14 protein-coding genes and 2 pseudogenes are annotated in these 25,383 nt (G+C 71.5%); 13 read left to right on the top strand and 3 right to left on the bottom strand.

The features are described from left to right. The first annotated feature begins 51 nt into the window (after positions 1-51). Both G448_RS0108560 and G448_RS0108555 read left to right on the top strand, forming a co-directional pair. Positions 52-2,946, top strand: coding sequence for an RNA degradosome polyphosphate kinase (locus tag G448_RS0108560; RefSeq protein ID WP_026407648.1), 2,895 nt, complete (start codon positions 52-54; stop codon positions 2,944-2,946). A gap of 56 nt (positions 2,947-3,002) precedes the next feature. Beyond that, a complete protein-coding gene (locus G448_RS0108555) occupies positions 3,003-4,031 on the top strand; it encodes an NUDIX hydrolase (protein WP_026407647.1) in 1,029 nt (342 codons plus the stop codon). Between the two features lie 142 nt (positions 4,032-4,173). On the opposite strand, the gene G448_RS0108550 is transcribed toward G448_RS0108555, so the two are convergent. Together G448_RS0108550 and G448_RS0108545 are read right to left on the bottom strand one after the other, a co-directional pair. Further along, positions 4,174-5,259, bottom strand: a complete 1,086-nt coding sequence (locus G448_RS0108550) for a hypothetical protein (protein ID WP_156910983.1) — start codon at positions 5,257-5,259, stop codon at positions 4,174-4,176. 176 nt (positions 5,260-5,435) lie between these two features. Then, complete coding sequence (locus G448_RS0108545) at positions 5,436-6,347, bottom strand: tellurium resistance protein TerC (protein WP_390882911.1); 912 nt, start codon at positions 6,345-6,347, stop codon at positions 5,436-5,438. Positions 6,348-6,432: 85 nt separating this feature from the next. On the opposite strand from G448_RS0108545, the gene G448_RS0108540 reads away from it, so the two are divergent. The 9 genes from G448_RS0108540 (at position 6,433) to G448_RS15850 (ending at position 21,203) form a co-directional block, all read left to right on the top strand. Beyond that, a complete protein-coding gene (locus tag G448_RS0108540; protein WP_026407644.1) occupies positions 6,433-7,104 on the top strand; it encodes a winged helix-turn-helix transcriptional regulator in 672 nt (223 codons plus the stop codon). 528 nt (positions 7,105-7,632) lie between these two features. Further along, entirely contained in the window at positions 7,633-8,373 is a 741-nt protein-coding gene (locus G448_RS15860; RefSeq protein ID WP_034494830.1) for a heme-binding beta-barrel domain-containing protein, read from the top strand. Further along, entirely contained in the window at positions 8,373-9,890 is a 1,518-nt protein-coding gene (gene ygfZ / locus G448_RS0108530) for a CAF17-like 4Fe-4S cluster assembly/insertion protein YgfZ (RefSeq protein ID WP_026407643.1), read from the top strand. Before G448_RS15860 ends, ygfZ begins: the two co-directional genes overlap by 1 nt. A gap of 129 nt (positions 9,891-10,019) precedes the next feature. Next, positions 10,020-10,397, top strand: a complete 378-nt coding sequence (locus G448_RS0108525; RefSeq protein WP_034494828.1) for a DUF2516 family protein — start codon at positions 10,020-10,022, stop codon at positions 10,395-10,397. Continuing rightward, complete coding sequence (gene dtd / locus G448_RS0108520) at positions 10,397-10,864, top strand: D-aminoacyl-tRNA deacylase (protein WP_026407641.1); 468 nt, start codon at positions 10,397-10,399, stop codon at positions 10,862-10,864. The genes G448_RS0108525 and dtd overlap by 1 nt, the downstream gene beginning before the upstream one ends. Before the next feature lie 124 nt (positions 10,865-10,988). Next, complete coding sequence (locus tag G448_RS0108515) at positions 10,989-11,657, top strand: 4'-phosphopantetheinyl transferase family protein (protein ID WP_026407640.1); 669 nt, start codon at positions 10,989-10,991, stop codon at positions 11,655-11,657. 208 nt (positions 11,658-11,865) lie between these two features. Next, positions 11,866-13,638, top strand: a complete 1,773-nt coding sequence (locus G448_RS15855; protein WP_051268806.1) for an ABC transporter ATP-binding protein — start codon at positions 11,866-11,868, stop codon at positions 13,636-13,638. Further along, on the top strand, positions 13,638-15,407 hold the full coding sequence (locus tag G448_RS0108505) for an ABC transporter ATP-binding protein (RefSeq protein ID WP_026407639.1): 1,770 nt from the start codon (positions 13,638-13,640) through the stop codon (positions 15,405-15,407). The genes G448_RS15855 and G448_RS0108505 overlap by 1 nt, the downstream gene beginning before the upstream one ends. 669 nt (positions 15,408-16,076) lie before the next feature. After that, entirely contained in the window at positions 16,077-21,203 is a 5,127-nt protein-coding gene (locus G448_RS15850) for a non-ribosomal peptide synthetase (protein ID WP_169720841.1), read from the top strand. A gap of 74 nt (positions 21,204-21,277) precedes the next feature. Here G448_RS15850 and G448_RS15845 read toward each other — a convergent pair whose 3' ends face one another. Continuing rightward, positions 21,278-22,345: a Gfo/Idh/MocA family oxidoreductase gene (locus G448_RS15845; RefSeq protein WP_034494826.1), complete on the bottom strand. Its 1,068-nt coding sequence runs from the start codon at positions 22,343-22,345 to the stop codon at positions 21,278-21,280. 106 nt (positions 22,346-22,451) lie between these two features. Here G448_RS15845 and G448_RS19225 point away from each other — a divergent pair. Together G448_RS19225 and G448_RS19220 are read left to right on the top strand one after the other, a co-directional pair. Continuing rightward, positions 22,452-23,708: pseudogene (locus G448_RS19225) on the top strand (condensation domain-containing protein); the annotation flags it as partial. 75 nt (positions 23,709-23,783) lie between these two features. After that, positions 23,784-25,380 (top strand): annotated as a pseudogene (locus G448_RS19220) (amino acid adenylation domain-containing protein); the annotation flags it as partial. Between the last annotated feature and the right edge of the window lie 3 nt (positions 25,381-25,383).

Genomic DNA, 25,383 nt, shown 5'->3' with positions numbered 1-25,383 from the left:
TCGCCCGCCGACGGCCTCCTCTTGGCGGCTCAGACGTGGGACCATGCCTTCATGACGACGCCTGACTCCTCCGAGACCGCCCAACAGACCGACCAACCGAGCCGCGCGCTGCTGTCCACCTTCCTCGGGGGCTGGACCCGCTTCCAGGCCAAGGGTGGAGAAGCCCGCTCCGAGGACGGCGAGTCCTCCGACCCCGCCGTCGATGCAGGGGCCCCGGACGTCGGGGCCGGCCCCGACGGCGAGGCGCAGTCACCGTCGTCCGCTCCGGATGATGCGGTCGATGCGGTTGGAGGCGGCGCCTCGGACGCCGGTGACGCCGATGCCCGCGGCGACGCCGCCGGGGGCGACGCCGATGCCGGTGCCTCCGAGACCGCTGCCTCCCCCGAGGGCGAGGTCGTTGCCGGAGGCGGAGCCTCCGCCGGGGGCGACGATCTCGCCGAGGCCGACCACCCCGGCCCCGCGGGTGACTCCGCCGGGGCCGACGACCCCGGCCCCGCCGACGATCTCGCCGAGGATGACGACCTCGCGGACCTCGATGACGCCGACGAGCTCGATGATCACGTCATCGAGACCGCGGATCCGCGCGACTTCGCCGATGACGCCGGTCCCCAGTACGAGGACGAGGACTTCGACGAGGTCGTCGAGGAGGATCCCGGCCTGCCGGGCGCCGGGCGCGCCGGCGTCGACCAGGCGATCCCGGAGCCCGCTTCGGCGGCTTCCCGGGCCGGCGCGGCCGAGACGGCCGATGGGGGCGAGCCGTCGCGGACCGACCGGGCAGGGCGGGTCGATCCCCCGTCCCCGTCGTCCCCCGAGGAGTCGGATCCCGAGGACGGGCTGCCCCCGCTGGAATCCTTCGCCGACCGCTACACCGACCGCGAGCTGACCTGGATGGACTTCAACAGGCGAGTCCTGGAGCAGGCCGAGGACCGGGACCTCCCGCTGCTGGAGCGGGCCTGGTTCCTGGCGATCTTCTCCTCCAACCTGGATGAGTTCTACATGGTGCGCGTCGCCGGGCTCATGCGTCGCATCAAGGCCGGCATCACCCCGGTGCGCGCCTCCGGCCTGGACGCCAACCAGGTCCTGGCCCAGGTGACCGCTCGCGCCAAGGAGCTCACCGCCCGCCAGGCCGCCCTCTTCCAGGAGGACATCCGGCCGGCCCTGGCCGAGCGCAACGTGAGCATCCTGGGCTGGGACGAGCTCGAGCCCCATCAGCAGGAGCGCCTCACCCGTTACTTCCGGCACCACATCTACCCGGTCCTGACCCCCCTGGCCGTGGACCCCTCGCACCCCTTCCCCTACATCTCGGGGCTCTCGCTCAACCTCGCCGTCATCCTGCGGAACCCGCGCAGCGGCAAGGAGCACTTCGCCCGCGTCAAGGTCCCCGACTCCCTGCCGCGGCTGGTGACCGTGCCCGGTCGTGAGCTGGGGGCCACCGACAAGGCCGCCGGCTCCGCCGTCATCCCCCTGGAGGTGGTGATCGGCCAGCACCTCGACCACCTCTTCCCGGGCATGGACATCCTGGAGCACCACCTCTTCCGGGTCACCCGCAACGAGGACCTGGAGGTGGAGGAGGACGACGCCGAGAACCTCCTGAAGGCCATGGAGAAGGAGCTGGAGCGCCGTCGCTTCGGCGACTGCGTGCGCCTGGAGGTGGAGAACACCATCTCGCCCTTCGCCCGCCGCTACCTGGTGCGCGCCCTGGACCTGAGCCCCGACGACGTCTTCGAGCTTCCGGCGCCCCTGGACCTGACCTGCCTCAACCAGATCCACGACCTGAACATCCCCGACCTGAAGTACCCGCGTTTCGTGCCGGTCACCGCGGCGGGACTGGCCTCCTATGAGTCCTCCCGGGCGCCGAACGTCTTCGCGGCGATGCGGGATCACGACGTTCTCCTGCACCACCCCTACGACTCCTTCTCCACGTCCGTGCAGGAGTTCGTCTCCCAGGCGGCGGCCGACCCCAAGGTCCTGGCCATCAAGCAGACCCTCTACCGCACCTCCGGCGACTCGCCCATCGTGGACGCTCTCATCGAGGCGGCCGAGGAGGGCAAGCAGGTCGTCGCGATCGTGGAGATCAAGGCCCGATTCGACGAGGAGAACAACATCTCCTGGGCCCGCAAGCTCGAGCGCGCCGGCGTCCACGTCGTCTACGGCATGGTCGGGCTCAAGACCCACTGCAAGCTGCTGCTGGTGGTGCGTCAGGAGAGCGACGGCCTGCGCCGCTACTGCCACGTGGGCACCGGCAACTACCACCCCAAGACCGCGCGCGGATACGAGGACCTGGGGCTGCTGACCTGCGATCGCGACGTCGCCCAGGACATGACCACCCTGTTCAACATGCTGTCCGGGTACGCCCCGCGCGCCCGGTTCCGGCGGCTGCTGGTGGCGCCGCGCACCGTGCGCGACGGCCTCATCGAGCGCATCGAGCGGGAGATCGCGAACAAGCGCGCGGGAAGGCCCGCCTGGATCCGTCTCAAGGTCAACTCGATCATCGACGAGGCCTGCATCGACGCCCTGTACCGGGCCGGTCGCGCGGGGGTGCCGGTCGACATCGTCGTGCGCGGCATCTGCGGCATCCGCGCGGGGGTGCCGGGTCTCAGCGACAACATCCGGGTGCGCTCGATCCTGGGGCGCTATCTGGAGCACTCGCGCGTCTACGCCTTCTGCAACGACGGGGACACCGATCTGTTCATCGGGTCGGCCGATCTCATGCACCGCAACCTGGACCGGCGCGTGGAGGAGCTCGTGCGCATCGCCGATCCGGCGATGGTCAACGAGCTCGAGTGGCTGGTGACTCACGCCGCCTCCGACGCCGTCTCATCGTGGTGGCTCGAGCCCGATGGCACCTGGGTCCGCCACGTCTACGGTCCCGACGGCGAGCGGTTGGAGGACATTCAGACTACTCTCATGGCTCGGGCGCGCTCGCGTGTCAAGGGCCGCCACTGAATGACTGAATACCAGTGAATGCCACTGAATCGAGACGCCGCTGAGGAGGGCGGGCCATGTCATCGTCAACGCGTGCCAAGCGCGTGGTGCGCGCCGCCGGTGCGCTCGTATGGAGAGAGTGCCGCGGTCGCCTCGAGGTGCTTCTGGTGCACCGCCCCCGGTACGACGACTGGTCCTTCCCCAAGGGGAAGGTCGAGCGCAATGAGTCGGTGCGCACCTGCGCGGTGCGGGAGGTCGCCGAGGAGACCGGCGTGCGGATCGCGTTGGGCCAGCCGCTGGAGACCGTCCGCTACAAGATGTCCGACGGGCGGCGCAAGCGCGTCTACTACTGGGCGGCGCGCGAGTTGGGCGCCGATGAGCCGGGTGCGCGCGCCCGCGCCGCGGTGACCCCGGCGTCGGCCCGCGAGATCGACGGCGTGGCGTGGGTGCGCGTCAAGAAGGCCCGTAAGCAGTTGACGCATGCGATGGACCGCGATCTGCTGGGCAGCCTGGTGGACCTGTGGGAGGACGGCAAGCTCGACACCTGGACCTTCGTCCTGGTGCGCCACGCCCGTGCCGTCAAGCGCTCGGTGTGGAGTCGGCACAGGCCGAAGAGGGTGCGGGACAAGGAGGCCGACGAGGCCACTCGTCCGCTCACGCACGACCAGGGCGAGGTCCGTGCGCGCGCGCTCGTGCCGGTGCTGGCCGCCTACGGCGTCGGGCGGGTCGTGTCCAGTCCGTGGCGGCGTTGCGTGGATACGGTGGCGCCCTACGCGGAGGCCGCCGGGCTCGACGTCGTCGCGGAGCCCGCTCTCACGGAGCTGGCGCACGCCGAGTCGCGCAAGGCCGCCAGGAGGGTCGTCTCCGACGTGCTGCGCCGCCGGGACGCGCCGGTGGCCCTGTGCACTCATCGGCCGGTGCTGCCGTCCGTCATGGAGGTGATCTCCCGGCACGCGCCGGGCAAGCTTCTGCGCTCGGTCCCCGACCGCGATCCGTGGCTGAAGACGGGGGAGATCATGGTGGTGCATCTGGCGCGGCGCCCGCGCGGCAGGATTCGCGCCGTGGCCATCGAGAAGCAGCGGCCGGTCCTGTCCGAGGGGCGCTGACGGGCCGCTCCGGCCGGGACGGGCCGGAGACGGGCCGGCGGCTTCGGGGGAGACCCCGAGATCGGTCGAGTTCCGCGTCGAGATCGGTTCAGTTCCGGCTCGAGATCGGTCGTACGGGCGGCCCGCTCTCGTCGTCGGCTCATCACCGCTCCGCGTGCCGTCGAATCTCGGACGGCGTGCGGAGCGCCGCGATCGGCCTCTCCTCGCACAAGGTGGGAGGCAGGACTCGGCGCAGCCTGTCGAGGAAGGCCTCGCCGTCGGCCACCTGCGCCGGCGTCGCCCGCTCCACGTGGGCCCCGGCGTCCTCCATCGCCGCCTGACGCCGGTACTGCGCCGCGAGCACGGCGTCGCCGTCCTCCAGGTACTTGATCTCGCCGTCGATCTCGTAGACGAGCATGAGGACCCGCCAGCCGAGGTCCGCGTAGAAGGTGCCGATCCCGGTGAGAACGGGCATCTGCGGTTGCGGCGCCGTGATCCCGCCGATGAGGCACAGCCTGCGGGCCTCGGTCTCCCATACGGATTGGCTCCACGGTGTCGCGGCCATGACGACGGCGCGCGCCCGCCGCACGCCCCGCTCGCGCGGCCGGGCGTCGAGTCGTTCGAGCAGAGCCTCGCGGAACTCCGCGGCCCCGGCGTCGATCTCGTGGCGACGGTTCCAGGGCCTGTCGCCGGCTCCGGCCGCGATCGCGAAGAGCGAGTCGACGACGGCGAGCCCGCGGTCGGGCGGGAGGAATCGGGCGCAGTCCTCGGCGGTGCGCTCCAGCGAGGTGACGCGCAGGCCGTCGAGCTCGACGACGTCGGACTCGGAGAGCTCGTAGCGGTGCCGGACGAACGGTCGGGTCCCGAGCGCTCGACGGTGGTCGCGCGGCCCGAGCTCGCGCGAGGTCGGCCGGTTGGCCGGACGCCTCCGGGAGCCGCGTTTGAGGCCGGCGGCGTTCCAGCTCACGACGAGGTGGACGGCGGCGGGCTCGTGGAGCGCACGCCCTCCATGGAGGAGCGCGGCGGTCTCAAGGGCGATGACGCCGTCGAGCCTCTCCCTGCGGACTGCGCGCAGGAGGACCTCGCGGATGTCGCGACGAGTGGAGAAGACGGGGGCGTCGGGAGCGGCCGGCACGTAGGTGCTGCGGCGTACTCGCTGAAGCTCACCGGTGGCGAGACGATGCTCGATCTCATTCGGAGTGGGGCGGTCCTGAGAGGACCTCGGGGCGGGGCGCATCATCGGGCTCATGCTTCGAAGGTGCCCGACGACGGGGGATTGCGCCAGACCTCGACGCCGGCCTGTGGATAACTGCGGTCTCCAGACGGGTTATCCACAGACCCGTGCCGTGGTGCGACCGATCTCGGTGCGGAACCGGACCGATCTCGACGCGGAACTGAACCGATCTCGGCGTGCGACTCGGCCGGTCAGCCGGCGATGAAGCTGCCCATGAGGCGCGCGATCGCGTACACCGGGGCGCCCAGCGCCAGGATCGGCACGATCGCGCTCGCCACCGCGGCGCGCCCGCCCGGCACCCAGCGGTGCGTCCACAGCACGCGGTTCGAGGCCGCCATGAGCACGCCCGCCACGAAGCCGACGATCACGCACGCGGCGGCCGACTGGAGCTCCCGCTGAAGGCCGACGTGGCTCGGCCCGAAGAAGCCCACCGCCGCCAGGACGCCTCCGGCCACGCCGGCCACGAGCGCGGGAACCGTCAGGGTCAGCGCCTCCAGGACGGTGGCCCGCACCTCGAGCACCGTCAGCAGCGCCCCGGAGAACAGCGCCAGCGCGCAGGGGACGATGACCGCCGGATCGGCCAGGCCCGGGGCGAGGGCGCACCAAGCGGCGCCCGAGACCATGATGAGACTGCCCGCGACGGTGGCGGACAGGTCCTCCACGAGCTCCCCGCGACCGTCCTGACGAGCCATCTGGGCGAGGAAGGCCGCCAGCACGCTGAGCGCCATGACCACGCCCGCGGCCCCGTAGTCCCCGCGCAGGGCGACGACGACGGCCGCGGTCAGGCCGGTCAGGGCGACGATGCTGGTGGCGCCCTGGTCGTGCTGGGAGCGGACGAGGGCGGGCCAGCCCTGCGCGGTGAGCGGCACGAGCAGGCAGATGACGATGAGGCGCACCCACGTCGGCAGCGCGGCGGAGACCGCCAGCAGAATGGGGACGATGCCGGCCATGGCCAGACGCGTCCAGGCCGGGTCGACCAGCCCGGGCTCGATCGGCCGGTGCCCGCCGCGGCGGGTGCCGTACGCGCCGTGCTGCGTCGTCGCCTCGAGCGGCGACACGGTGCCCGGGGAGAGCGGGGAGGCGGGAGCGTCCTGGATGTTCACGATAGGCATCGTCCCACACCTGATGCACGAGCATGTGGTTCACTGACATCCCGAACCCCGGCGGAGCGCGGAAGGAGTCCGGAGCATGCGCGTCATCATGTTCACCCGCGAGAGTGATGTCGCCGTTGTCCTCCCGTCGGCGTCCTTCCTCGACTCCCATGTCGAGTGCCGCCCTCCCACGCCCGCCTGCTACGGCGCGATCGATGACGCCGACGTCGTCATGATCGATGCCCGCGGGGACCTCATGCGGGCACGGGCCCTGTGCCAGTTGCTGTCCGGACCGATCGACTGCCCTCCGATCATTCTGGTGATGGAGGAGGGCGGCGCCGCCGTCGTCCAGCCCGACTGGGGCGCCGCCGACTTCGTCATGGCCGATGCGACCCCGGCCGAGCTGTCCGCGCGCCTGCGGCTGCTGCGCGCCCGGGTGATCGCTCCCGCGCCGGTGGGCGACGATCAGATCGAGGTCGGCGACCTCATCATCGATGTGACGGCCTACACGGCGCGTATCCGCGGTACGATCCTCGACCTGACCTACAAGGAGTTCGAGCTGCTGAAGTACCTCGCCCTCAACCAGGGCCGGGTGCTGACCCGCGAGGTGCTTCTGCACGAGGTGTGGGGAGAGGACTACATCGGCGGCTCGCGCACGGTCGACGTCCATGTCCGCCGCCTGCGCGCCAAGCTCGGCACCGAGCACGATCACCTCATCGGCACGGTTCGCAACGTGGGCTACCGCCTCGACGCCCCGGACGAGGGGTAGGCGGCGGGAGTCTCGGCGCGAGGATCGACGACGCTGCCCCAGCGTCCCGGACGAGAGGCGGGCGGGACGGGCGCCGCGCCTGGTGGGGCCCGCCGCCCGGAGCGTGACGCGCCCGCCGGGTTGCGCGCTCAGCGGACGGCCGCGATGGCCTCAAGGCTCCTGATGCCGCCGATGCCGCCGTCGTCCGACGAACCGCGCGTCCGGTCGACGACGCGTCCGGGGCGGCCGACTTCCGGCGGGCGGCGAGGCACCTGTACCCTGGGATCGACGTCGGGCCGCGACGGGCCCCGGGCTCCACCTGAAGCCGCCGCGAGCGGCATACGCGCCGACTGGCGCTCTCCGGCCCGACGTCCCCCTCAGTCGGTCCGGCGCCGTCGCGGCCGCCGCAGTCTCCGTGCGTCGAGTCGGTCATTCCTGCGCGAGTCCGACGCCGCCGCCGTCCGACTCGCGCAGGAATGACCGACTCGTGGTTCCGGCGCCCGCCTGCGCCGCCGTCGCCGTCATTCGCGACTGCCGTAGTCTGCGACCATGGCTTTCACGCTTCCCGACGACCTCGCGCCCGAGATCTACCCGCTGGCCTGGCTGGTCGGCACGTGGCGCGGCTACGGCGTCCTCACCTACGGCGAGACGGTGCCCGAGCAGGCCGTGGTCCAGGAGATCACCTTCGATCACGACGGCGGTCCCTACCTGCGCCAGGTCACGACGATCTGGACCGTGGACGCCACCCGCTCCCAGGATCTCGACTTCGAGACCCCCGGGCTCCAGGGCGCCTCGCGTCTGACCCCGGCCCGGATCTGGGCCACCGAGACCGCCTACTGGCGGCCGGTCGGGCAGGAGGCCCCGGACGCCGGCGGCACGGACGACGCCGGTGACGCCGACGGGGTTGCCGGGACCGGCGACTCCGTCGCCGCAGGCAGCGCGGATGGCATCACGGGCGGCACGGACGCCGCTGCTCACACGTCGTCGAGGACCCCCGTCACCCGACTCGAGCTCGTCTCGGCGGACCCGGCCGGGCACGTCGCCGTGTGGGAGGGCTGGATCCAGGGGCCGCGCGCCCAGATCGGCACCCAGGCCGTGGGACGCACCCGCACCGCCGCCCCGGTCACCGAGATGACCCGCATGTTCGGGCTCGTGGGCGGCGACCTCATGTGGACTCAGGACATGGCGGCCTTCGGGGTCGAGGAGCCGACGACGTACGCCTCGGGACGGCTGGGTCGTGTCGAGGCCCCCGGGCCCTCCGATGGCCCCGAGACCGACGGGCCCGCCTGATGCGACGCTCCCCGCTGCTGGATCGCCCCGGCGCCTCGCCCAACGCCGAGGGCGACCCCGACGAGCTCGTTCCCGCCCACTACGGCGACCCCTTGCGCGAGCAGGGCCTCCTGGAGTCCGGCGCCGGGGTGACCGCCCTGGCCCGCGATGTCGTCGCCGTGACCGGCCCGGACCGCCTGAGCTGGCTCACGACCCTGTCCAGCCAGGCGCTCACGGGCCTGACGCCCGACGACGGCGGCGTCGAGACGCTCCTCCTGGACGCCCGCGGGCGCATCTCCCACGCGCTCGCCGCCCTCGATGACGCCGAGACGCTCTGGCTCGTCACCGAGGCGGGACGGGGCCCCGCACTGGTCGAGTTCCTCGAGCGCATGCGCTTCATGCTGCGCGTCGAGGTGGTCGTGCGCGAGGACGTCGCCGTGCTGGCGGCCATGGGGGACGGCCCGGCGCGGTTGGAGGCCGCGGCGCGCGAGGCGCTCGGCGCCGCCGACGCCGCCGACGCCGCCGACGCCGGTGCCCCCGGTCCACAGGTCGATGCCGCCGACGCCGCCGGCCCACGGGGCCACGCCGCCGACGCCGCCGGTCCACGGGGCGACGCTGGTGCGCCTGGTCCACGGGCCGATGCCGGTGCCCCCGACCCCGATGCATCGACTCCGGGACCCCGGCAGGACTCGCGGGCCCCGTCGGCACCGTCGGACGGCCCGGTCCCGCTGGACGCGACGCCGGGGGCCCCCGCCGCCGCTCGCCCGGGCGTGTGGCGCGACCCGTGGCCCGGTGTCGTCGAGGGCGGCACCAGCTACGACGTCGGGCTCACCCGCCCCCACCCCGGCTCGACCTATCGGGCCGGCTTCGTGCTCGTGCCCGTCGAGGCCGTCGGCGCCGTCGTCGATGCCTTCCTGGCGGCCGCCCCCGGGCGCGGTCCGGCGGGGTCGTTGGCCTGGGAGGCGCTGCGCATCGAGGCGGGACGGCCCCGGTGGGCGCGCGACGTCGATGAGCGCGCCATCCCGCACGAGCTCGACTGGCTGCGCACCGCCGTCCACCTGACCAAGGGCTGCTACCCGGGACAGGAGACGGTCGCCCGCACCCTCAACCTGGGGCGACCACCGCGTCGTCTGACCATCCTCCAGCTGGACGGGCTCGCCGGCCGGTTGCCCGCGCCGGGGGCCGTCGTGAGGCTGGGGGAGCGGGCCGTGGGGATCGTGACCTCGGTGACGCGGCACCACGACTACGGACCGATGGCCCTGGCCCTGCTGCGCCGGGGCGTGCCCGCCGACGCCGCACTCACCACTGATATCGCGGATGCGGCGGATATCGCCGACGCGGCTGAGGGGTCTGAGAGATCTGACGCGGTTGAGGACCCCGAGGGCCCTGCCGGGGACGACGCCGGGTCCCGCCGCGGGGCCGCGGCGACCACGCGCGTGGACGCCGTTCAGGAACTGCTCGTCTCCCCCGAGGGCAAGGCGCAGGCCAGTCCGGCCCGGCGACCGGGGGCTGGACTGCGCAGGGGTCTGCTGCACTGAGTCCGGTGACGTCCGCCGGGGCTCACTGAGCTCGCCGGGTTCGCCGGGCTCACTGAGCCCTCCGGGGCTCGCCGGGACCTCTCAGTTCCTCCTCACGATGCGCTGTCGGGCGACCGGTAGAGTGACATCGTGATTCCTCTCCTCCTCGCCGACCACTATCTGGCTCTGGCCGTGACCTGGATCTGGCGCCTCGCCCAGGTCGTCGCCGTCGTCCTGGGCGCCTGGGCCCTCGTCAGCACCCTCCGGCGCCCCGATCAGCACTTCGTCGCCGCGGACAAGCGCACCAAGGGATTCTGGCTCGCCGTCAATGCCGCAGGACTGCTGGTCGTCGTGCTCATGGGGATGAGCTCGATGTTCGGCCTGCTCGGCGTGGTCGCGAACGCCGTCTACCTGGCGGACGTCCGCCCGGCCCTGGACTACTACAAGCCCGTGCGGGTGCGGGTGCGCATCCGCAGGCGCGGCCCGGACGGCCGGGGACCCGGCCGCGCGAACGGCGGGCGGCGCTGATGCGCGCGGTCCTCCAGCGGGTCGCACGCGCGGCGGTGCGTGTCGACGGTGAGGACGGACCGGTGACCGTCGGGGAGATCACCCGGCCCGGTCTGCTCGCGCTCGTGGGGGCCACGCACGACGACGGTCCCGCCCAGGTCGCCACGGTTGCGCGCAAGATAGCCGAGTTGCGCCTGTTCGACGGCCCGGGCGAGGACGGCGGCGCCCCGGGGCATGAGGTCTCCGTCACCGACCTGGGTGCGCCGGTGCTCGTCGTCTCCCAGTTCACGCTGTACGCGGACGTGCGCAAGGGGCGGCGGCCCTCCTGGAACGCGGCGGCGCCGGGCCCCGTGGCCGAGCCGCTGGTGGGCGCCGTCGTCCGGGCGCTGCGCGAGCGCGGCCTGGAGGTGGCCACCGGGCGCTTCGGAGCCCACATGCTCATCGACATGGAGGCCGACGGGCCGGTGACGGTGCTCGTGGAGGCGTGAGGCGCGGGGTGGTGAGGAGGCCGACGGTGCGGTGCCGGGGCCGACGGGCCGGTGACGGTGCTCGTGGAGGCGTGAGGCGCGATCCTTCCGCCCGCTCGCCGCGGACGGTTGGACGGGGCGACGCGTGCTGAGCCTCATGCTGCCGCCGTCGGTGATCGGCTGCGAGATCAGGGGCGATGCCGCCGAACCGCTCTTCCCGCAGGAGCGGTCGTACCTGGAGCGGGCGGTGGAGGGGCGGCGCGCCGAGTTCGCCACGGTGCGCCTCTGCGCGAGACGGGCGCTGCGCGGGCTGGGCCTCGACCGTCCCGTCATGGTTCCCGGCCCGCATCGCGAGCCCTCCTGGCCGGACGGCGTGGTCGGGGCCATGACTCACTGCGAGGGCTACCGCGCGGCCGCGGTGGCCTGGGCGCGGGATGCGGACGCCATCGGGATCGACGCCGAGCCGAACGGTCCGCTGCCGTCGGGGGTGCTGGACATGGTGGCCTCCCGCGAGGAGCGGGAGCATGTGCGAGGCCTGTGCCAGGGGCGTCCCGGCCTCGCCTTCGACCGTCTGCTGTTCAGCATCAAGGAGAGCGTGTACAAGGCCTGGTTCCCCAGAGAGCGGAGCTGGCTCGGATTCGAGGACGCCGAGGTCGGGATCGATCCGGAGGGGGCCTTCGTCGCCCGGGTGCCGCTCGGCGAGGCGGACGACCTGCGGCTGGCGGGCCGGTGGGAGCTGTCGGACGGAGTGCTCGTCACGGCGCTGGTCGTCCCGGCGGGGTGCTGGCGCGCGGGCGTCCGGATCCCCCTGTAGGCCCCTCTCGGACTGCGCATCCTGCCCGGCCCGATGGCGTGCGGGCGCCCGGATCCTCCGCGGATCACCGAGCCGCTCCCGTCGCTCGGCTGATCGTCCTATCCGATCCCTCCGCTCCGCCCGAACCCGACCACTGGGTGAACAGGCATTGACAGGCCGTTAAGACAGGTTATACACACCTGACGAATAGCGAACGAAGGGTACGAGAATGGGACTCAAGGACCTGCTGCAACCGGTTCGCGGGATGCTCGTGGTCGGCACGGCTCTTCAGGCGGTGGGGGCCGTGGTCGGCCTCCTCCCGATGGTGGCGATCGTCGAGCTCGTCGACGTCCTCGCGATTCGAGGGGAGCCGGGGCGCGCATGGACGTGGGTGTGGGTGGCCGTCGGCGGTTTGGCGCTGCGGATGGTGCTCGTCGGCGGTGGCGTGACGCTCAACCACTTCGCCGACTCCCGATTCGGCTCCGAGCTGCGCATGGGACTGAGCCGTCAACTGGCCCGCATTCCCATCGGGGAGGCCCAGGCCCGCTCGTCGGGCGAGGTCAAAAGGCTGATCACCGATGATGTGGCCGCCATGCACACCCTCGTGGCCCACGCCGTCGGGGACATGGCGGTCACGATCGTGACGGCGGTCGCCGCACTGGTCGCCCTGCTGCTCTACTCCTGGCCGATGGCGCTGCTCGCCCTGGTCCCGGTCCTCGGATTCGTCGTCGCCTTCGGCGCGATGATGGGCAAGGCCGTCTCCCAGTTCGACGACTACGACCGGGCCAGGACGCGAGTCAACACGGCGACCGTCGAGTTCGCGCGCGGAATCGCCGTGGTCAAGACCTTCGGTCAGGTCGGCCGGGCCTCCTCGCAGTACCACGCGGCGGTCGACGACTACGCGACGTTCTTCGGCCGTTGGATGGGGCCGATGATCAATGCCTCCGCCGCTGGCCTCGCGATCGTCGCGACGCCGACCGTGCTGGCCGTCATGGCATGCGGGGGTCTGCTGTTCATGAGGCTGGGGTGGACCGACATCATCGGTCTCGCCGCGGGGCTCGTCTTCGGCGTGGGCCTGGCGGTCCCGCTCACGCAGATGGAGGCCTACGGGGTCAAGCTGCGCAGCAGTCGGGAGGCCGCCGACCGGATCGGGAGCTTCCTGTCGATCGGGCCCATGAGCGTTCCCGCCGAGCCGAGGGCGATCCAGGGGCGGGGCGTGCGGATGCGTCAGGTGTCGATGCGCTACCGGGAGGACGGCCCCGAGGTCCTGTCCCGGGTCGATCTGACGCTCGAGCCGGGAACGGTCACCGCACTGGTCGGCCCCTCTGGAGCGGGCAAGTCCACCTGCGCCAGCCTCGTCCCGCGGTTCTGGGACCCGACGTCCGGAGAGGTCGTGGTCGGTGGCACCGACGTGCGCCAGGCCGATGCGTCGGCCCTGTACGACGCCGTCGGGTTCCTGCTCCAGGGCAAGGGCCTGGTGCCGATGAGCGTCGCCGACAACATCCGGCTCGGGCGTCCCGACGCCACTCGGGCCGAGGTGGAGGAGGCCGCCGCGCTCGCCAACGTGCATGATCGGATCATGGCCCTGCCGCACGGCTACGACTCGGTGATAGGGCGCGACGCCTCCTTCTCCGGCGGGGAGGGGCAGCGGATCGCGGTCGCGCGCGTGCTTCTGCACGATGCACCCGTCCTGGTCCTGGACGAGGCGACATCCTTCGCGGACCCGGAGAACGAGGTCGCGCTCCAGCAGGCCCTCGCCCACGCGGCTCGAGATCGTGATGTGCTGGTCATCGCTCACCGGCTGTCCACCATCGCGCACGTCGATCGCATCATCGTCCTGGAGGGCGGACGCATCGTCGAGAGCGGCCGCCACGAGGAGCTGCTGTCGGCCGGCGGTCTCTACCGCCGTCTGTGGGAGACCCAGCACGCACCGGATCCGGGTGGTGGAACGGGCGCCGATGACGGGGCGGCGGCCAGTGGATCGGAAGAGGGGGCCCAGTGATGACCGGCGTGTTCTCCACCATCGTCCGTCTGACGCACGGTCGGGTTCGGCTCCGGCCCTTCCTGGCCCTGGCGATCGCCTTCGCCGTGGCGCAGGGGTTGTCCTTCCTCGCCGTCATCCCGGTGGTCGAGGCCGCCATCGACCAGGACTGGGGGCGGGCCGGGAGTGCCGTCGCCGTCCTGGCGGGCCTCGCGCTCCTGTCGGCCCTGCTGTTCTTCTTCCAGGCGCGCAAAGGGTACAACACCTCCCTGATCCTCATGCGCGCCCTGCAGCACCGTCTCGGGGACCACGCCGCGCGTCTCCCCCTGGGCTGGTTCGACCGCGCCCGGGCCGGTCAGCTCGCGCAGCTGACCTCCAAGAGCGCCGAGGACGCGGGCGCGGTCACCTCGCACCTGCTCGAGCCGATCATCGCCGCTGTGGTCAGCCCGCTCACGGTTGTGATCGGGCTGCTGCGGTGGGACTGGCGGGTCTCGCTGGCCGGTGCGGCCTTCATCCCGATCGCGGTCCTGGTCGGATGGCTGGCCCCGCGGGTCACCGCGCGGGTCGATGCGCGTCTCGACCGCGACGCCGTGGACGTCAACGAGCAGGTGATCGACTTCGCCCTCGCCCAGCCTCTGCTGAGGTCCTCCGGCCGCGGCGTGGGGACCTACCCCCCTCTGGACGAGTCGCTCGCGCAGTACAGCCGCACCCATGACCGCGGGATCCGGATGACGATTCCCGGCATGCTCTTCAACACCATCGCGGTTCAGCTGTGGCTCGTGCTCCTGGTCGTGGTCACGCTCTCCGTGACCCTGGGGGCGGAACCGACGGCATTGCCGGGTGCCGTGGCGATCGGTCTGCTGATCGCCGCGGTGCGGTTCGTCGATCCGTTGACCGAGCTGTCCGAGCTGGCGAACGCGCTGCGCGGGGCCAACGACGCGCTGGCCCGGATCGCGGAGGTCCTGGACACCGTGCCGCTGCCGGAGCCCGAGAGGCCGGCGGTCGTCGCCGACCGGGACCTGGAGGTCGAGTTCGACGACGTCGGCTTCCGCTACACCGAGGATTCTCCCGAGATTCTCACGGACCTGTCATTCAGCGCCCGCCCGGGCACGATGACGGCCCTCGTCGGCCCGTCGGGCGCCGGGAAGACCACCATTCTGCGGCTACTGGCCCGTTTCTACGATGTCAGCTCCGGTGCCGTGCGCCTCGGTGGGGTCGATGTGCGGGATCTGGGGTCGGATGCCGTGATCGACCGCGTGGCGATCGTGTTCCAGGACGTCTATCTGTTCGAGGGGTCGATTCGCGACAACGTGCGGCAGGGGCGCCCTGACGCGAGCGACGAGGAGGTTGAGAGGGCGATCTCCCTGGCGCGCGTGACCGAGATCGGTGAGCGCCTTCCCGAGGGCCTCGATACGCAGGTCGGCGAGGGCGGCGCAAGACTGTCCGGCGGCGAGAGGCAGCGGGTGTCCGTGGCCCGAGCACTGCTGAAGAACTCTCCGATCGTCCTGCTCGACGAGGCGACTGCGGCTCTGGACGCCGAGAACGAGGCCGCCCTGACCGATGCCTTCTCCGCCCTGGCGCGCGGGCGGACCGTGATCGCCATAGTCCATCAGTTGGAGACGATCCGGGGCGCCGATCAGATCCTGTTCGTCGACGAGGGCCGGATCGTCGAGTCCGGCGATCATGCTCGCCTGATGGCTCAGGATGGCAGGTACGCGAGATTCTGGCGGGCCAAGAGGAAGGCGGTCGGCTGGAGGCTCGACGGCGGCGCCGAGCGGGAGGCCGGGTAGGAGGAGGGCCCGGGGCGCGGCGCCGCCGTCGGACTCGCCCGGGGGGTCATACGGAATGCGCAGAGGCTGCGCATCCGCCGGGGGAATTCGCTGTTCGGTTACGGATCGATCACGTGCTTGACTCTCGGAAGAAAAGAGAATTAGGATGGCCTTACATAAATGATGGTGATCATGTTCATGGAGGTTTCCGTGTGAGAGTGGTTCGCTGATTCTGGTGCAGGGGAGCGCGTTCTCCTGCGTGTCCGGCGGTTGATTCATATTCTGCGGGGTGCTGCGTTCTGCGAACGGCGCCGGCCGCTATTCTGCCGCACTATTCGCGACATATAATTGTTCGTAATCGTCCTCTATCGAACTGTATCAGTCTTATATTCGTGCAGCGTCCCCCGTCGGGACCGCGGCAGGCGGAGTCGGGGCGCAGGACGTCCCGGAATGGCGGTCGCGCTGCTCCTCGGCTTCCAGCGATGCTGATCGCCGGTGTCGTGCGCACGATGTGTTGTCCCGGTTTCAGCGAGCGCCCGCGGCGAGCCGATGCCGTGTCGCCGACCGGGCTTGTGCGGAGCACGTTATCGCTCTTCATCTCCGGGCCGTGCCGTCGTGCTCCCGGCAGGCCCGCTCTCTCCTGGCCCGAGCCCCCTGAACACATGTCCCTGACCCGATAGGAGAAACATGATGGCCGACTCGACCGATCGACTCGTGCCGCCCTCCGCGCCGTTATCGCTGGATATGGTGCGCGATGATCTTGCTGAGGCGATGGGAATCGCTCCGAGCAGCATGTCGCTCGAGGATGATCTCATAGGTCTTGGTCTGGATTCGATTCGCGCCATGCGTCTGGTCGGCAGATGGCGCAGGCGGGGCGCCAGTATTCGTTTCGCCGACTTCGCCACGTGCACGACGCTGGCCCAGTGGTGGGCGGTTATCGACGCGGCCCGCCCCGATGATCCGCCGGCGCCTTCCGCCGGGGTGCCGCGATCCGTTGGCGGGCTTTCCGACGGGGCCGGCGGAGAGCCCGGCGAGGGAGGCCTCCGCCCCGTGGAGGGCCCGCCGGTGGACGAGTCGGCCCCCTTCCCCCTGACGCCGATGCAGCACGCGTACTGGGTCGGCCGGAGCGACGACCAGGTGCTCGGTGGTGTCGGTTGTCACGCCTACCTGGAGTTCGACACGGAGGAGAGGATCGATCCGGCTCGGCTCGAGGCCGCGGGGCGGGCGCTCGTCGCCCGGCACGGTATGCTGCGCGCCCGCTTCCTCGAGGACGGAACCCAGCGTATCGCCGAGGATGACGCCTGGCCGGGCGTGAGAGTCCATGCGGTGCAGGGTCGGCACGAGCTCCTCGAGCTGCGGGAGCGCCTGTCCCACCGTCGACTGGACGTCTCGAGGGGCGAGCTCTTCGACATTCAGCTCAGCCAGTTGCCCGACGGGCCCTCCCGCGTTCATATCGAGGTGGACTTCCTCGCTGCTGACGTGATCGGCCTGCGAATCCTGCTGGACGACTTGGCCGTGCTCTACCTGAACCCGGATCGGCCGCCCGAGCCGCTCACCTACTCCTTCGCCCGGTACCGGGCTGAGCACGAGGAGCGCCAGCGCGTCGAGCGCGAGCGTGATCGCCAGTGGTGGCGAGCGCGGCTCGCAGAGCTACCGGGAGCGCCGCAACTCCCCTTCGCCATCGATCCGACGCGGATCGAGCGCCCTCGTTTCCGCCGTCGTCAAGCGTGGCTCGACCGGGCCGCATGGGACGCGATAGTCGCGACCGCCCGCGCGCTGTCCCTGACTCCGGCGATGGCGCTGGCGGCGGTGTACGCCGAGGTGCTCGGGCGCTGGAGCGGGCACCAGCGCTTCATGATCAATCTGCCGGTGTTCGCCCGGGATGAGTCCGTGCACCCAGACGTCGCACGGCTCGTCGCCGACTTCACCGATCTCATGCTGCTGCCCGTCGATACGACGGATTCTGTCCCCTTCGTCGAGCGCGCCCGTGCGCTGCAGCGGGAGTTCCGGGATGCCGCGGGTCACATCGCCTACTCCGGGGTCGACGTGCTGCGCGACCTGACCCGGTCCGGACAGGCGGCGAGCGGTTCGGTCGTGTTCGCCTGCAACCTGGGCAACGAGTTGATCACCGGCAATGTGAGACGGGCCTTCGGCCGACCGGGCTTCATGATCACTCAGACGCCCCAGGTATGGCTCGATCATCAGATCAACGAGTACCCCGAGGGGCTGCATCTGGCCTTCGACGCGGTCGAGGAGCTGTTCCCGCAAGGCGTGCTGGACGCGATGTTCGACAGCTACCTCGATCTGCTCACCCGGCTTCCCTCCCTCGACTGGACGCAGCCCGTCACGATCGATCTTCCACCGGACCAGCGAGCGGTCCGCGAGAGGGTCAATGCCACCGGCGATGGGGTTCGCGGCGGGCTCGTGCACGGCGAGTTCTTCCGGCGGGTGCGCAGCGAGCCGCAGCGCACGGCGCTGATCTGCGGCGATGCCGAGGTCTCCTACGGCGAGCTCGCCGAACGGGCGCTGACAGTGGCGGGGGCGCTGCGCTCGGCCGGGATCGTCAATGGCGATGCCGTCGCGGTCACCATGCCTCGCGGCACCGACCGGGTGATCGCCGTCCTCGGCATCCTCGCCGCCGGTGCCGTCTACGTCCCGATCGGCATCGATCAGCCGCGGCGAAGGCGCGCCCTGATCCTGGAGCGGGCCGGTGTCGTTCTGACCGTCGTGGCCGACAGCAGTCCCCTGCTCGAGGCCGAGCCCGCACTCGAGCTCGGCCGGGCGCTGCTCGCCCGGCCTCTGCCGGAGCCGGTTCCGCAGGAGGGCGATTCACCGGCCTACGTCATCTTCACCTCCGGGTCCACCGGTGAGCCCAAGGGGGTGGAGGTCGCCCACGAGGCCGCCTGGAACACCATCGACGACGTCGCCACCCGTTGGCGCGTTGGAGCCGATGACCGGGTCCTGGCCGTCTCCGCCCTGGAGTTCGACCTGTCCGTGTTCGACGTCTTCGGCATGCTCGGTCGCGGCGGCGCGCTCGTGCTGGTCGAGGAGCACGAGCGCCGGGATGCCAGGTCCTGGCTGCGTCTGTGCGAGCGGCACTCGGTCACCCTGTGGAACTCGGTGCCGGTGCTACTGGAGATGCTGCTCGCCGCTCGACCCGATCGCCTCCTGCCCAGGAGCCTGAGACTCGCCGTCGTCTCCGGGGACTGGGCGGCCGCCGACCTTCCCGCCAGGCTCGATGAGGCCTCCGCCGGTGGCTGCGAGCTCTACGTCCTCGGGGGCGCGACCGAGGCCTCCATCTGGTCCAACATCTTCCCCGGGCGTCTGGTGGACCCGGAGTGGACCTCGATACCGTACGGGCTTCCCCTGCGCGGTCAGCGCTACCGAGTCGTCGATGAGGTCGGCCGCGACTGCCCCGACTGGGTCAGTGGCGAGCTCTGGATCGGTGGCGCCGGAGTCGCCGTCGGTTACCGGGGCGACCCGGCCCAGACGAAGTCCCGTTTCGTGACGACCGATAGCGGTCGCTGGTACCGCACGGGCGATATCGGGCGCTACTGGCCGGATGGGACGCTGGAGTTCCTGGGCCGGGTGGACACCCAAGTCAAGGTGCGCGGCCATCGCATCGAGATGGGGGAGATCGAGACCGCGATGGAGACCCTGCCGCAGGTGCGCGCAGCGGTGGTCGTCGCCCCGGGGGAGCGAACGAGCCGTAGGCTCGTCGGATTCGTCACCCCGGCCTCGGTGGACCTCGATCGGCTCACGGAGCACATACGCCGGCGCCTGCCCTCCCACGCGTTACCGGCGCTCCTGCTGGCGGTGGATGATCTGCCGCTGACGGGCAACGGCAAGATCGACCGCGCGGCTCTGACCGAACGGGCGTCGAGCCGGTTCGCACGGGAGGGATCGTCCCCGTCGTCCCCTCCGCGAGGACCGGTCGAGTCCGAGGTCGCCGCCCTGTGGGCGAAGCTGCTCTCCGCCCCGAGCGTATCCCGCGGGGATGACTTCTTCGCTCTCGGTGGCGATTCCCTCATCGCCACCAGGCTCGTCGCGGATCTCCGCAGGCTGGGCTATGGCGGTGCGACGCTCAGCTCCCTCTTCCGACGTCCCGTGCTCGCGGACTTCGCCGCGGTACTGACCACCGACGAGGGGACGGGGGCCGGACGGCCCATCGTCGTCGCCGATCCCGAACGACGTTATGACCCGTTCCCGCCGACCGAGGTCCAGCGCGCCTACCTCATCGGCCGTTCGGATCGCTTTGCCCTGGGCGGGGTCGGATGCCACCTCTACACCGAGCTCGATGGGGACATCGATCTCGGCAGGCTCACCGAGGCCTGGAATCTGCTGATCGCCCGTCACGACGCGCTGCGGACGGTTTTCGACGACAGCGGGGCGCAGCGCGCGCTCCCCACGGTCCCGCGGTTCGAGATCCGTCTGGTCCAGGACGCCGCACAGTTGCGGGAGCAGATGTCCGCGCAGGTGCTCGACCCGACCAGATGGCCCGTCTTCGACGTGCGGGCCTGTCGGATGGACAGCGGGATCCGTGTCGGAATGAGCATCGACAACATTCTGCTGGACGCCCTCAGCGTCATGATCCTCCGCGCGGAGCTGGACGCCCTGTACGCCGCCCCGGCCGCCGCGCTGCCACCGGTCGACCTGACCTTCCGCGACTACCTCAGCGCGATGAGGCCGTCGGAGGCCCAGCTGGATGACGCGCGCCGGTACTGGGAGGCTCGTCTGCCGACGCTCCCGCGGGCGCCGCGACTGCCCCTGGCCGCGGATCCGGACGAGGTCGACAAGCCGGTCTTCGTCCGGCGGCAGGAGGCCCTGGACGAGGATGAATGGGGCCGCCTCCAGGCCTTCGCCCGCGGTCACGGGCTGACGCCGTCGGTCGCGCTGGCCTCGGCCTACGCCGAGACCCTCGCCGCCTGGAGCGGCCGGCCCGAGCTGACGCTCACGTTGACGCTGTTCGACCGGCGGGATATCCACCCGCATGTCAATCGCGTCCTGGGCGACTTCACCTCCTTGCTGCTGGCGGCGCACCGTGGTGGGGAGGACAGGCTCTCCGCGGCGCGGGCGCTTCAGACGGACGTCGCCGAGGCGCTCGACCACAGCGAGGTGTCCGCGGCCTGGGTCCTGCGCGAAGTCGCTCGACGCGCCTCGGGCACGGCGCTGTCCATGCCGGTGGTCTTCACCAGCATGCTCGGCGTCGCCGGACCCGAGCCGATGGCGCCTCCGTTCGGAACCGAGTCCTGGGGCCTGTCGCAGACTCCCCAGGTCTGGATCGACTGCCAGGTGGGCGAGGACGACGGCCGTCTGGCGCTGCGCTGGGACGCGGTCGAGCAGCTGTTCGCCCCGGAGGTGCTGGACGCCATGTTCGCCATGTTCGTTCGCCTGGTGCGCGCACGCGCCGATGGCGACTGGTCCGCTCCGCTGGAAGCCGTCCGCTCTGCTGATCAGGGGCTCCCGGGGCCGACGGCGCTGAAGGGCGCGGATGGCACGGGTGACGCGGATGACGCGGGTGACAGGGCCGTGACCGACGTCCCCGGGCCGCCCCGCGCAGGTCATGAAACCGTGGTCGCCGCGCTGTGGGCCGACCTGCTCGGCGTCCGGGTGCTCGATCGGACGGCCAACTTCTTCGCACTGGGGGGAGACTCCCTGACCGCGACGAGTCTGGTCGACCGGGTCGAGCGCGTCCTCGGTGCCGAGCTGTCCCTGCGCGCCTTCTTCTCCTGCCCGACGGTCGCCGGCTGCGCCGCCGCCATCACGGCGACCGGGGCCGCGCACCCGCTCGCCGATGTCGAGGAGGGGGAGTTGTGAGGCGCCTGACCATGACGGGCGACGGCCCGTGGTGCATCGGGTGGATCGTGCGCGGCTCGACGGCCTCCGACGACTCACACGGGACTGGCGGGCCGCGGATCCCGTGGCCTTATGATCTCGGGCGTTCCCAGCTCCGCAGTGAGATCAGCCCACATCCGGGAGACGGCCATGCCCCATTGGGCCGTCGTGCGCTGGGAGGCGGGGGCGGCGATCTCCTCGCGCAGCCTTCTCAGGGCCTCGCGGACGGCCTGCGGCCACATACCGGTGAAGATCTCCCGGTATATCGAGCACTCCTCCGCTCCGAGCAACTCGGTGCTGGCGACGTCCAGCCGATCGTCCGGCGGGCCGTCGAGGACCAGCCTTCCGTCGCCGTCCCTCGGCGCGTGCATCCTCGGGTTCCACAGAACAGGGCCGTAGGCGTCGGCCAGCGTCAGCACCCCCGCCTCGAACCCGATCGCGAGCCGGTGGGTCAGCAGTGCGTGATTGTCCCGGTCGGCGGGACTCACCTGGTTCTGCACCCGCAGACTGACCGGGATGCCGGCGACAGCGGCGTGCAGCATCTGGAAGGGTTGCGCCGTCCTCATGCTCCCGACGACCGCAGGGGGCGGCGTCATGGGAGGGGAGAAGGCCCACGGCCGGGCGGCGCCCAGCGCGCGACCGATCACGTCGAGCAGCGGGTACAGCAGCTGGACGCTGCACGCGGCGTCCACGAACAGGGCGGGCTGCTGATCCCGCAGCCGACGGGCGGCGTCCAGGAAGGTCCTGACGGGCGCCAGATCGGGATAGAGCGTGTTCACGTGGTGCACCGCCCCGCCATCGCGTGCGGCCCGCAGGCACCCCCGGATCTCGTCGGGATGCAGCGGGTGCTCCTGGAGCACGTGGATGCCGCGTCGCAGCAGGGCCTCGGCGATCTCCGCCCCGGGACCGCCATTGACCGCCGAACCGATCACGACGCATGCGATGTCCACGTCGTCGCCGACATCGTCCGGGGAGTGCAGCACCGGCACTCCGTACCGTTCGGCCAGCGCGGTGGTCGTGCCGCTCCCCCGCCCGAGCACGCCCGTGAGCGTCAGTCCGGGATCGGAGGCGACCGCGTCCAGATAGATCCTTCCGAAGGCCGTTCCGGCGACCACAACCCTCATCGCTGCTCCCGTCCCTCGAGGTCCGGCCGGATGCTCGAGCTCCCCGGCGAGGGCCCGTGCAGCGTCCTCCATCACGAGCACCAGAACCCCTCGAGGAGCCCGCTCCATGTCCAGTGACACGAATCCTACCCCTGATACCCCTGAGAGCGCTGAGACCACCAAGGCCGCTGAGGCCGCTGAGGCCACCGAGAGCGCTGAGAGCGCTGAGAGCGCTGAGAGCGTCGCCCTGATCCGAGAGCTCGAGGCCGCCGGTGTCGAGCTGTGGGAGGACAACGGGCGCATTCGCTTCCGCGCCCCGAGGGGGGCGCTGACCGAGGCTCGCAAGGAGGCGCTGCGCGCCGATCGCGACGGCGTCATCGCCGCTCTGCGCAAGGCCGCCATCCCGGTGTCCGCCGTCCCGGATCCGCAGTCGCGGTACGATCCCTTCCCCCTGACCGATGTCCAGTCCGCCTACCTGTTGGGCAGGTACGACGCCTTCGGGCTCGGCGGGGTCGGCTGCCACAGCTACTCGGAGGTGCACTACCCGACGCTCGACCCGGGCCGGACCGAGGACGCCTGGAATCGGCTCATCGCGCGCCATGACATGCTGCGCTGCGTCCTGTCGACGGATGGTCACCAGCAGGTCCTCCCCGAGGTCGCGCGCTACCGGATCGCCGTCGATGACCTGCGCGGCCGATCGCCGGAGGAACGCCTCCGGGCGCTCGGGGCAACGCGCGCCGAGCTCGATCATCGCATGGCCGACCCGGCCGCATGGCCGCTGTTCGAGTTGCGGATCACCCGCACCGATGACGAGGACATCCTGCACGTCTCGTTCGACTCCCTCATCGCGGACTGGAGCAGCGCGGCGCTGCTCATGCACGAGCTGGAGACGCTGGTCGCCGATCCGGCGGCCGAGCTGCCGACTCCGGCGATCACCTTCCGCGACTACGTGCTGGCCGAGCGCGAGCTCCGCGACGGTGCGCGCCACCAACGGGACCGCGACTACTGGTTCGGGCGGGTGGACGATCTGCCGTCCGCCCCCGACCTGGGCTACCTGGATCGGGACGGCGGCGAGGCGCGGTTCGCCCGCCACCACCGGCGACTTCCCCGTGCCCAGTGGCGGGTGCTGTGCGAGGCGGCCGGACGCAACGGCCTCACCCCCACTGCGGCAGTGCTGTCGGCCTACGCCGTGGTCCTGCAGAGGTGGAGCGGGAACTCGCGCTTCACCCTCGACCTCACCCTGCTCAACCGTCTGGATCTCCACCCGGACGTCGGTCTGGTCGTCGGGGACTTCACCTCGGTGAGCCTGCTCGCCGTCGAGCGCCCGGGCCGGTCCTCCTTCGCCGAGTACGCGGCGGCCGTCCAGGCCCAGCTGGCGGAGGACCTGAACCACCGCCTGTGCTCCGGTGTCGAGGTTCTCAGGGAGGTCGCCCGCAGGCGGGGCAGGGAGGCCGCCAGGATGCCGGTGGTGTTCACCAGTGGCATCGGTGCGGGACCGCCCGCCTCAGCGACCTCCGGACGGCAGGGGGAGGGACTGACCCAGACGCCGCAGGTGGCTCTGGACTGCCAGGTCGCGGACGACGAGGAGGGACTGCGCATCGACCTCGACACCCGCGTGGGCGCCCTGCCCGATGGACTCGTCCCCGACCTGGCCGACGCCCTGCTCGATCTGCTGTCGCGTCTGGTGGAGGAGGAGATCTGGGCCGGGCGGGTCTCCTCGGCCGAGCTGGTCCCGCTTCCGACCTGGCAGCGCGCGGAGAGGGCGGAGGCCAACAGGACGAGCGCTCCCATCGAGGCGCGGCCTCTGCACGCGGCGGTCCTGGATCAGGCGCGCCGCGCGCCCGGAGCGCCGGCGGTGATCACCTCCGCGGGCGAGATGACCTACGCCGACCTACTCGGTTGGGCCGGGGCGGTCGCCGAGCAGCTACGGTGCGCCGGCGTCGGGCGGGGCGACCGCGTCGCCGTCATCATGGACAAGGGGGCCGAGCAGGTGGCCGCCGTTCTCGGCGTCCTCCTGATGGGGGGAACCTACCTGCCGATCGACACCACCTCGCCCGCGCCTCGCAGGCGGCACATGATGGCGGCGGCCCGCGCCTCGGCGGTGCTCACCCAGGAGTGGGTCGATCCAGGGGTCGATGCGGCGATCCGACTGGTCGTGTCCCGACCGGACAGGGTCCCGGGGCTCCAGGAGGTCGTGGAGGACTCATGCCGCACCGATCCGGCCGAGCTCGCCTACATCATCTTCACCTCCGGCTCCAGCGGTGTTCCCAAGGGCGTCATGATCACGCACGCAGCGGCCTGGAACACCGTGGCCGACATCAACGCGCGGTTCGCGATGGGGCCCGCGGACAGGGTTCTCGGGCTGGCCCAGCTCGGCTTCGACCTGTCCGTCTTCGATATCTTCGGCCCGCTGTCGGCCGGCGGGACGCTGGTGCTGCCCGAGGCCGGTCGTCGGTCCGACCCGTCGCACTGGGCGACCCTGATCACCGAGCACCGGGTGACGGTGTGGAACAGCGTCCCCGCCCAGATGCAGATGCTCGTCGAGTACTGCGGGCACGGCGCGCGCGAGTCGGGAGCCCCGACGACGCTGCGGCTGGTGCTGCTCTCGGGGGACTGGATCCCGGTCACCCTGCCGGACCGCGTCCGCGACCTGACCCGGGGCGCGACGGTGGTCTCCCTCGGCGGTGCCACCGAAGCGGCCATCTGGTCGATCCACCATGTCATCGACGATCCGGTGCTGGCGGACTGGGCGTCCGTGCCGTACGGCCGTCCCCTGACCAACCAGGCCTTCCGGGTCGTTGACGACGAGGGCAGGGACGCGCCGGTGTGGATGGCGGGCGAGTTGTGCATCACCGGCAGCGGACTCGCCCGCGGATACCTGGAGGACCCCGGGCTCACGGCGGAGCGGTTCCCGCGACTCCTCGGGCGGAGGTGCTACCGCACCGGGGACGTGGGGCGCTACCTGCCCGGTGGCGAGATCGAATTCCTCGGACGTCGGGACTCCCAGGTCAAGGTCAGGGGCCATAGGGTCGAGCTCGGTGAGATCGAGGCGACACTGC

This window comes from Actinomyces gerencseriae DSM 6844 (genome assembly GCF_000429265.1).
GTDB lineage: Bacteria > Actinomycetota > Actinomycetes > Actinomycetales > Actinomycetaceae > Actinomyces > Actinomyces gerencseriae.
This window is presented reverse-complemented; position numbering and strand designations above follow the sequence as displayed.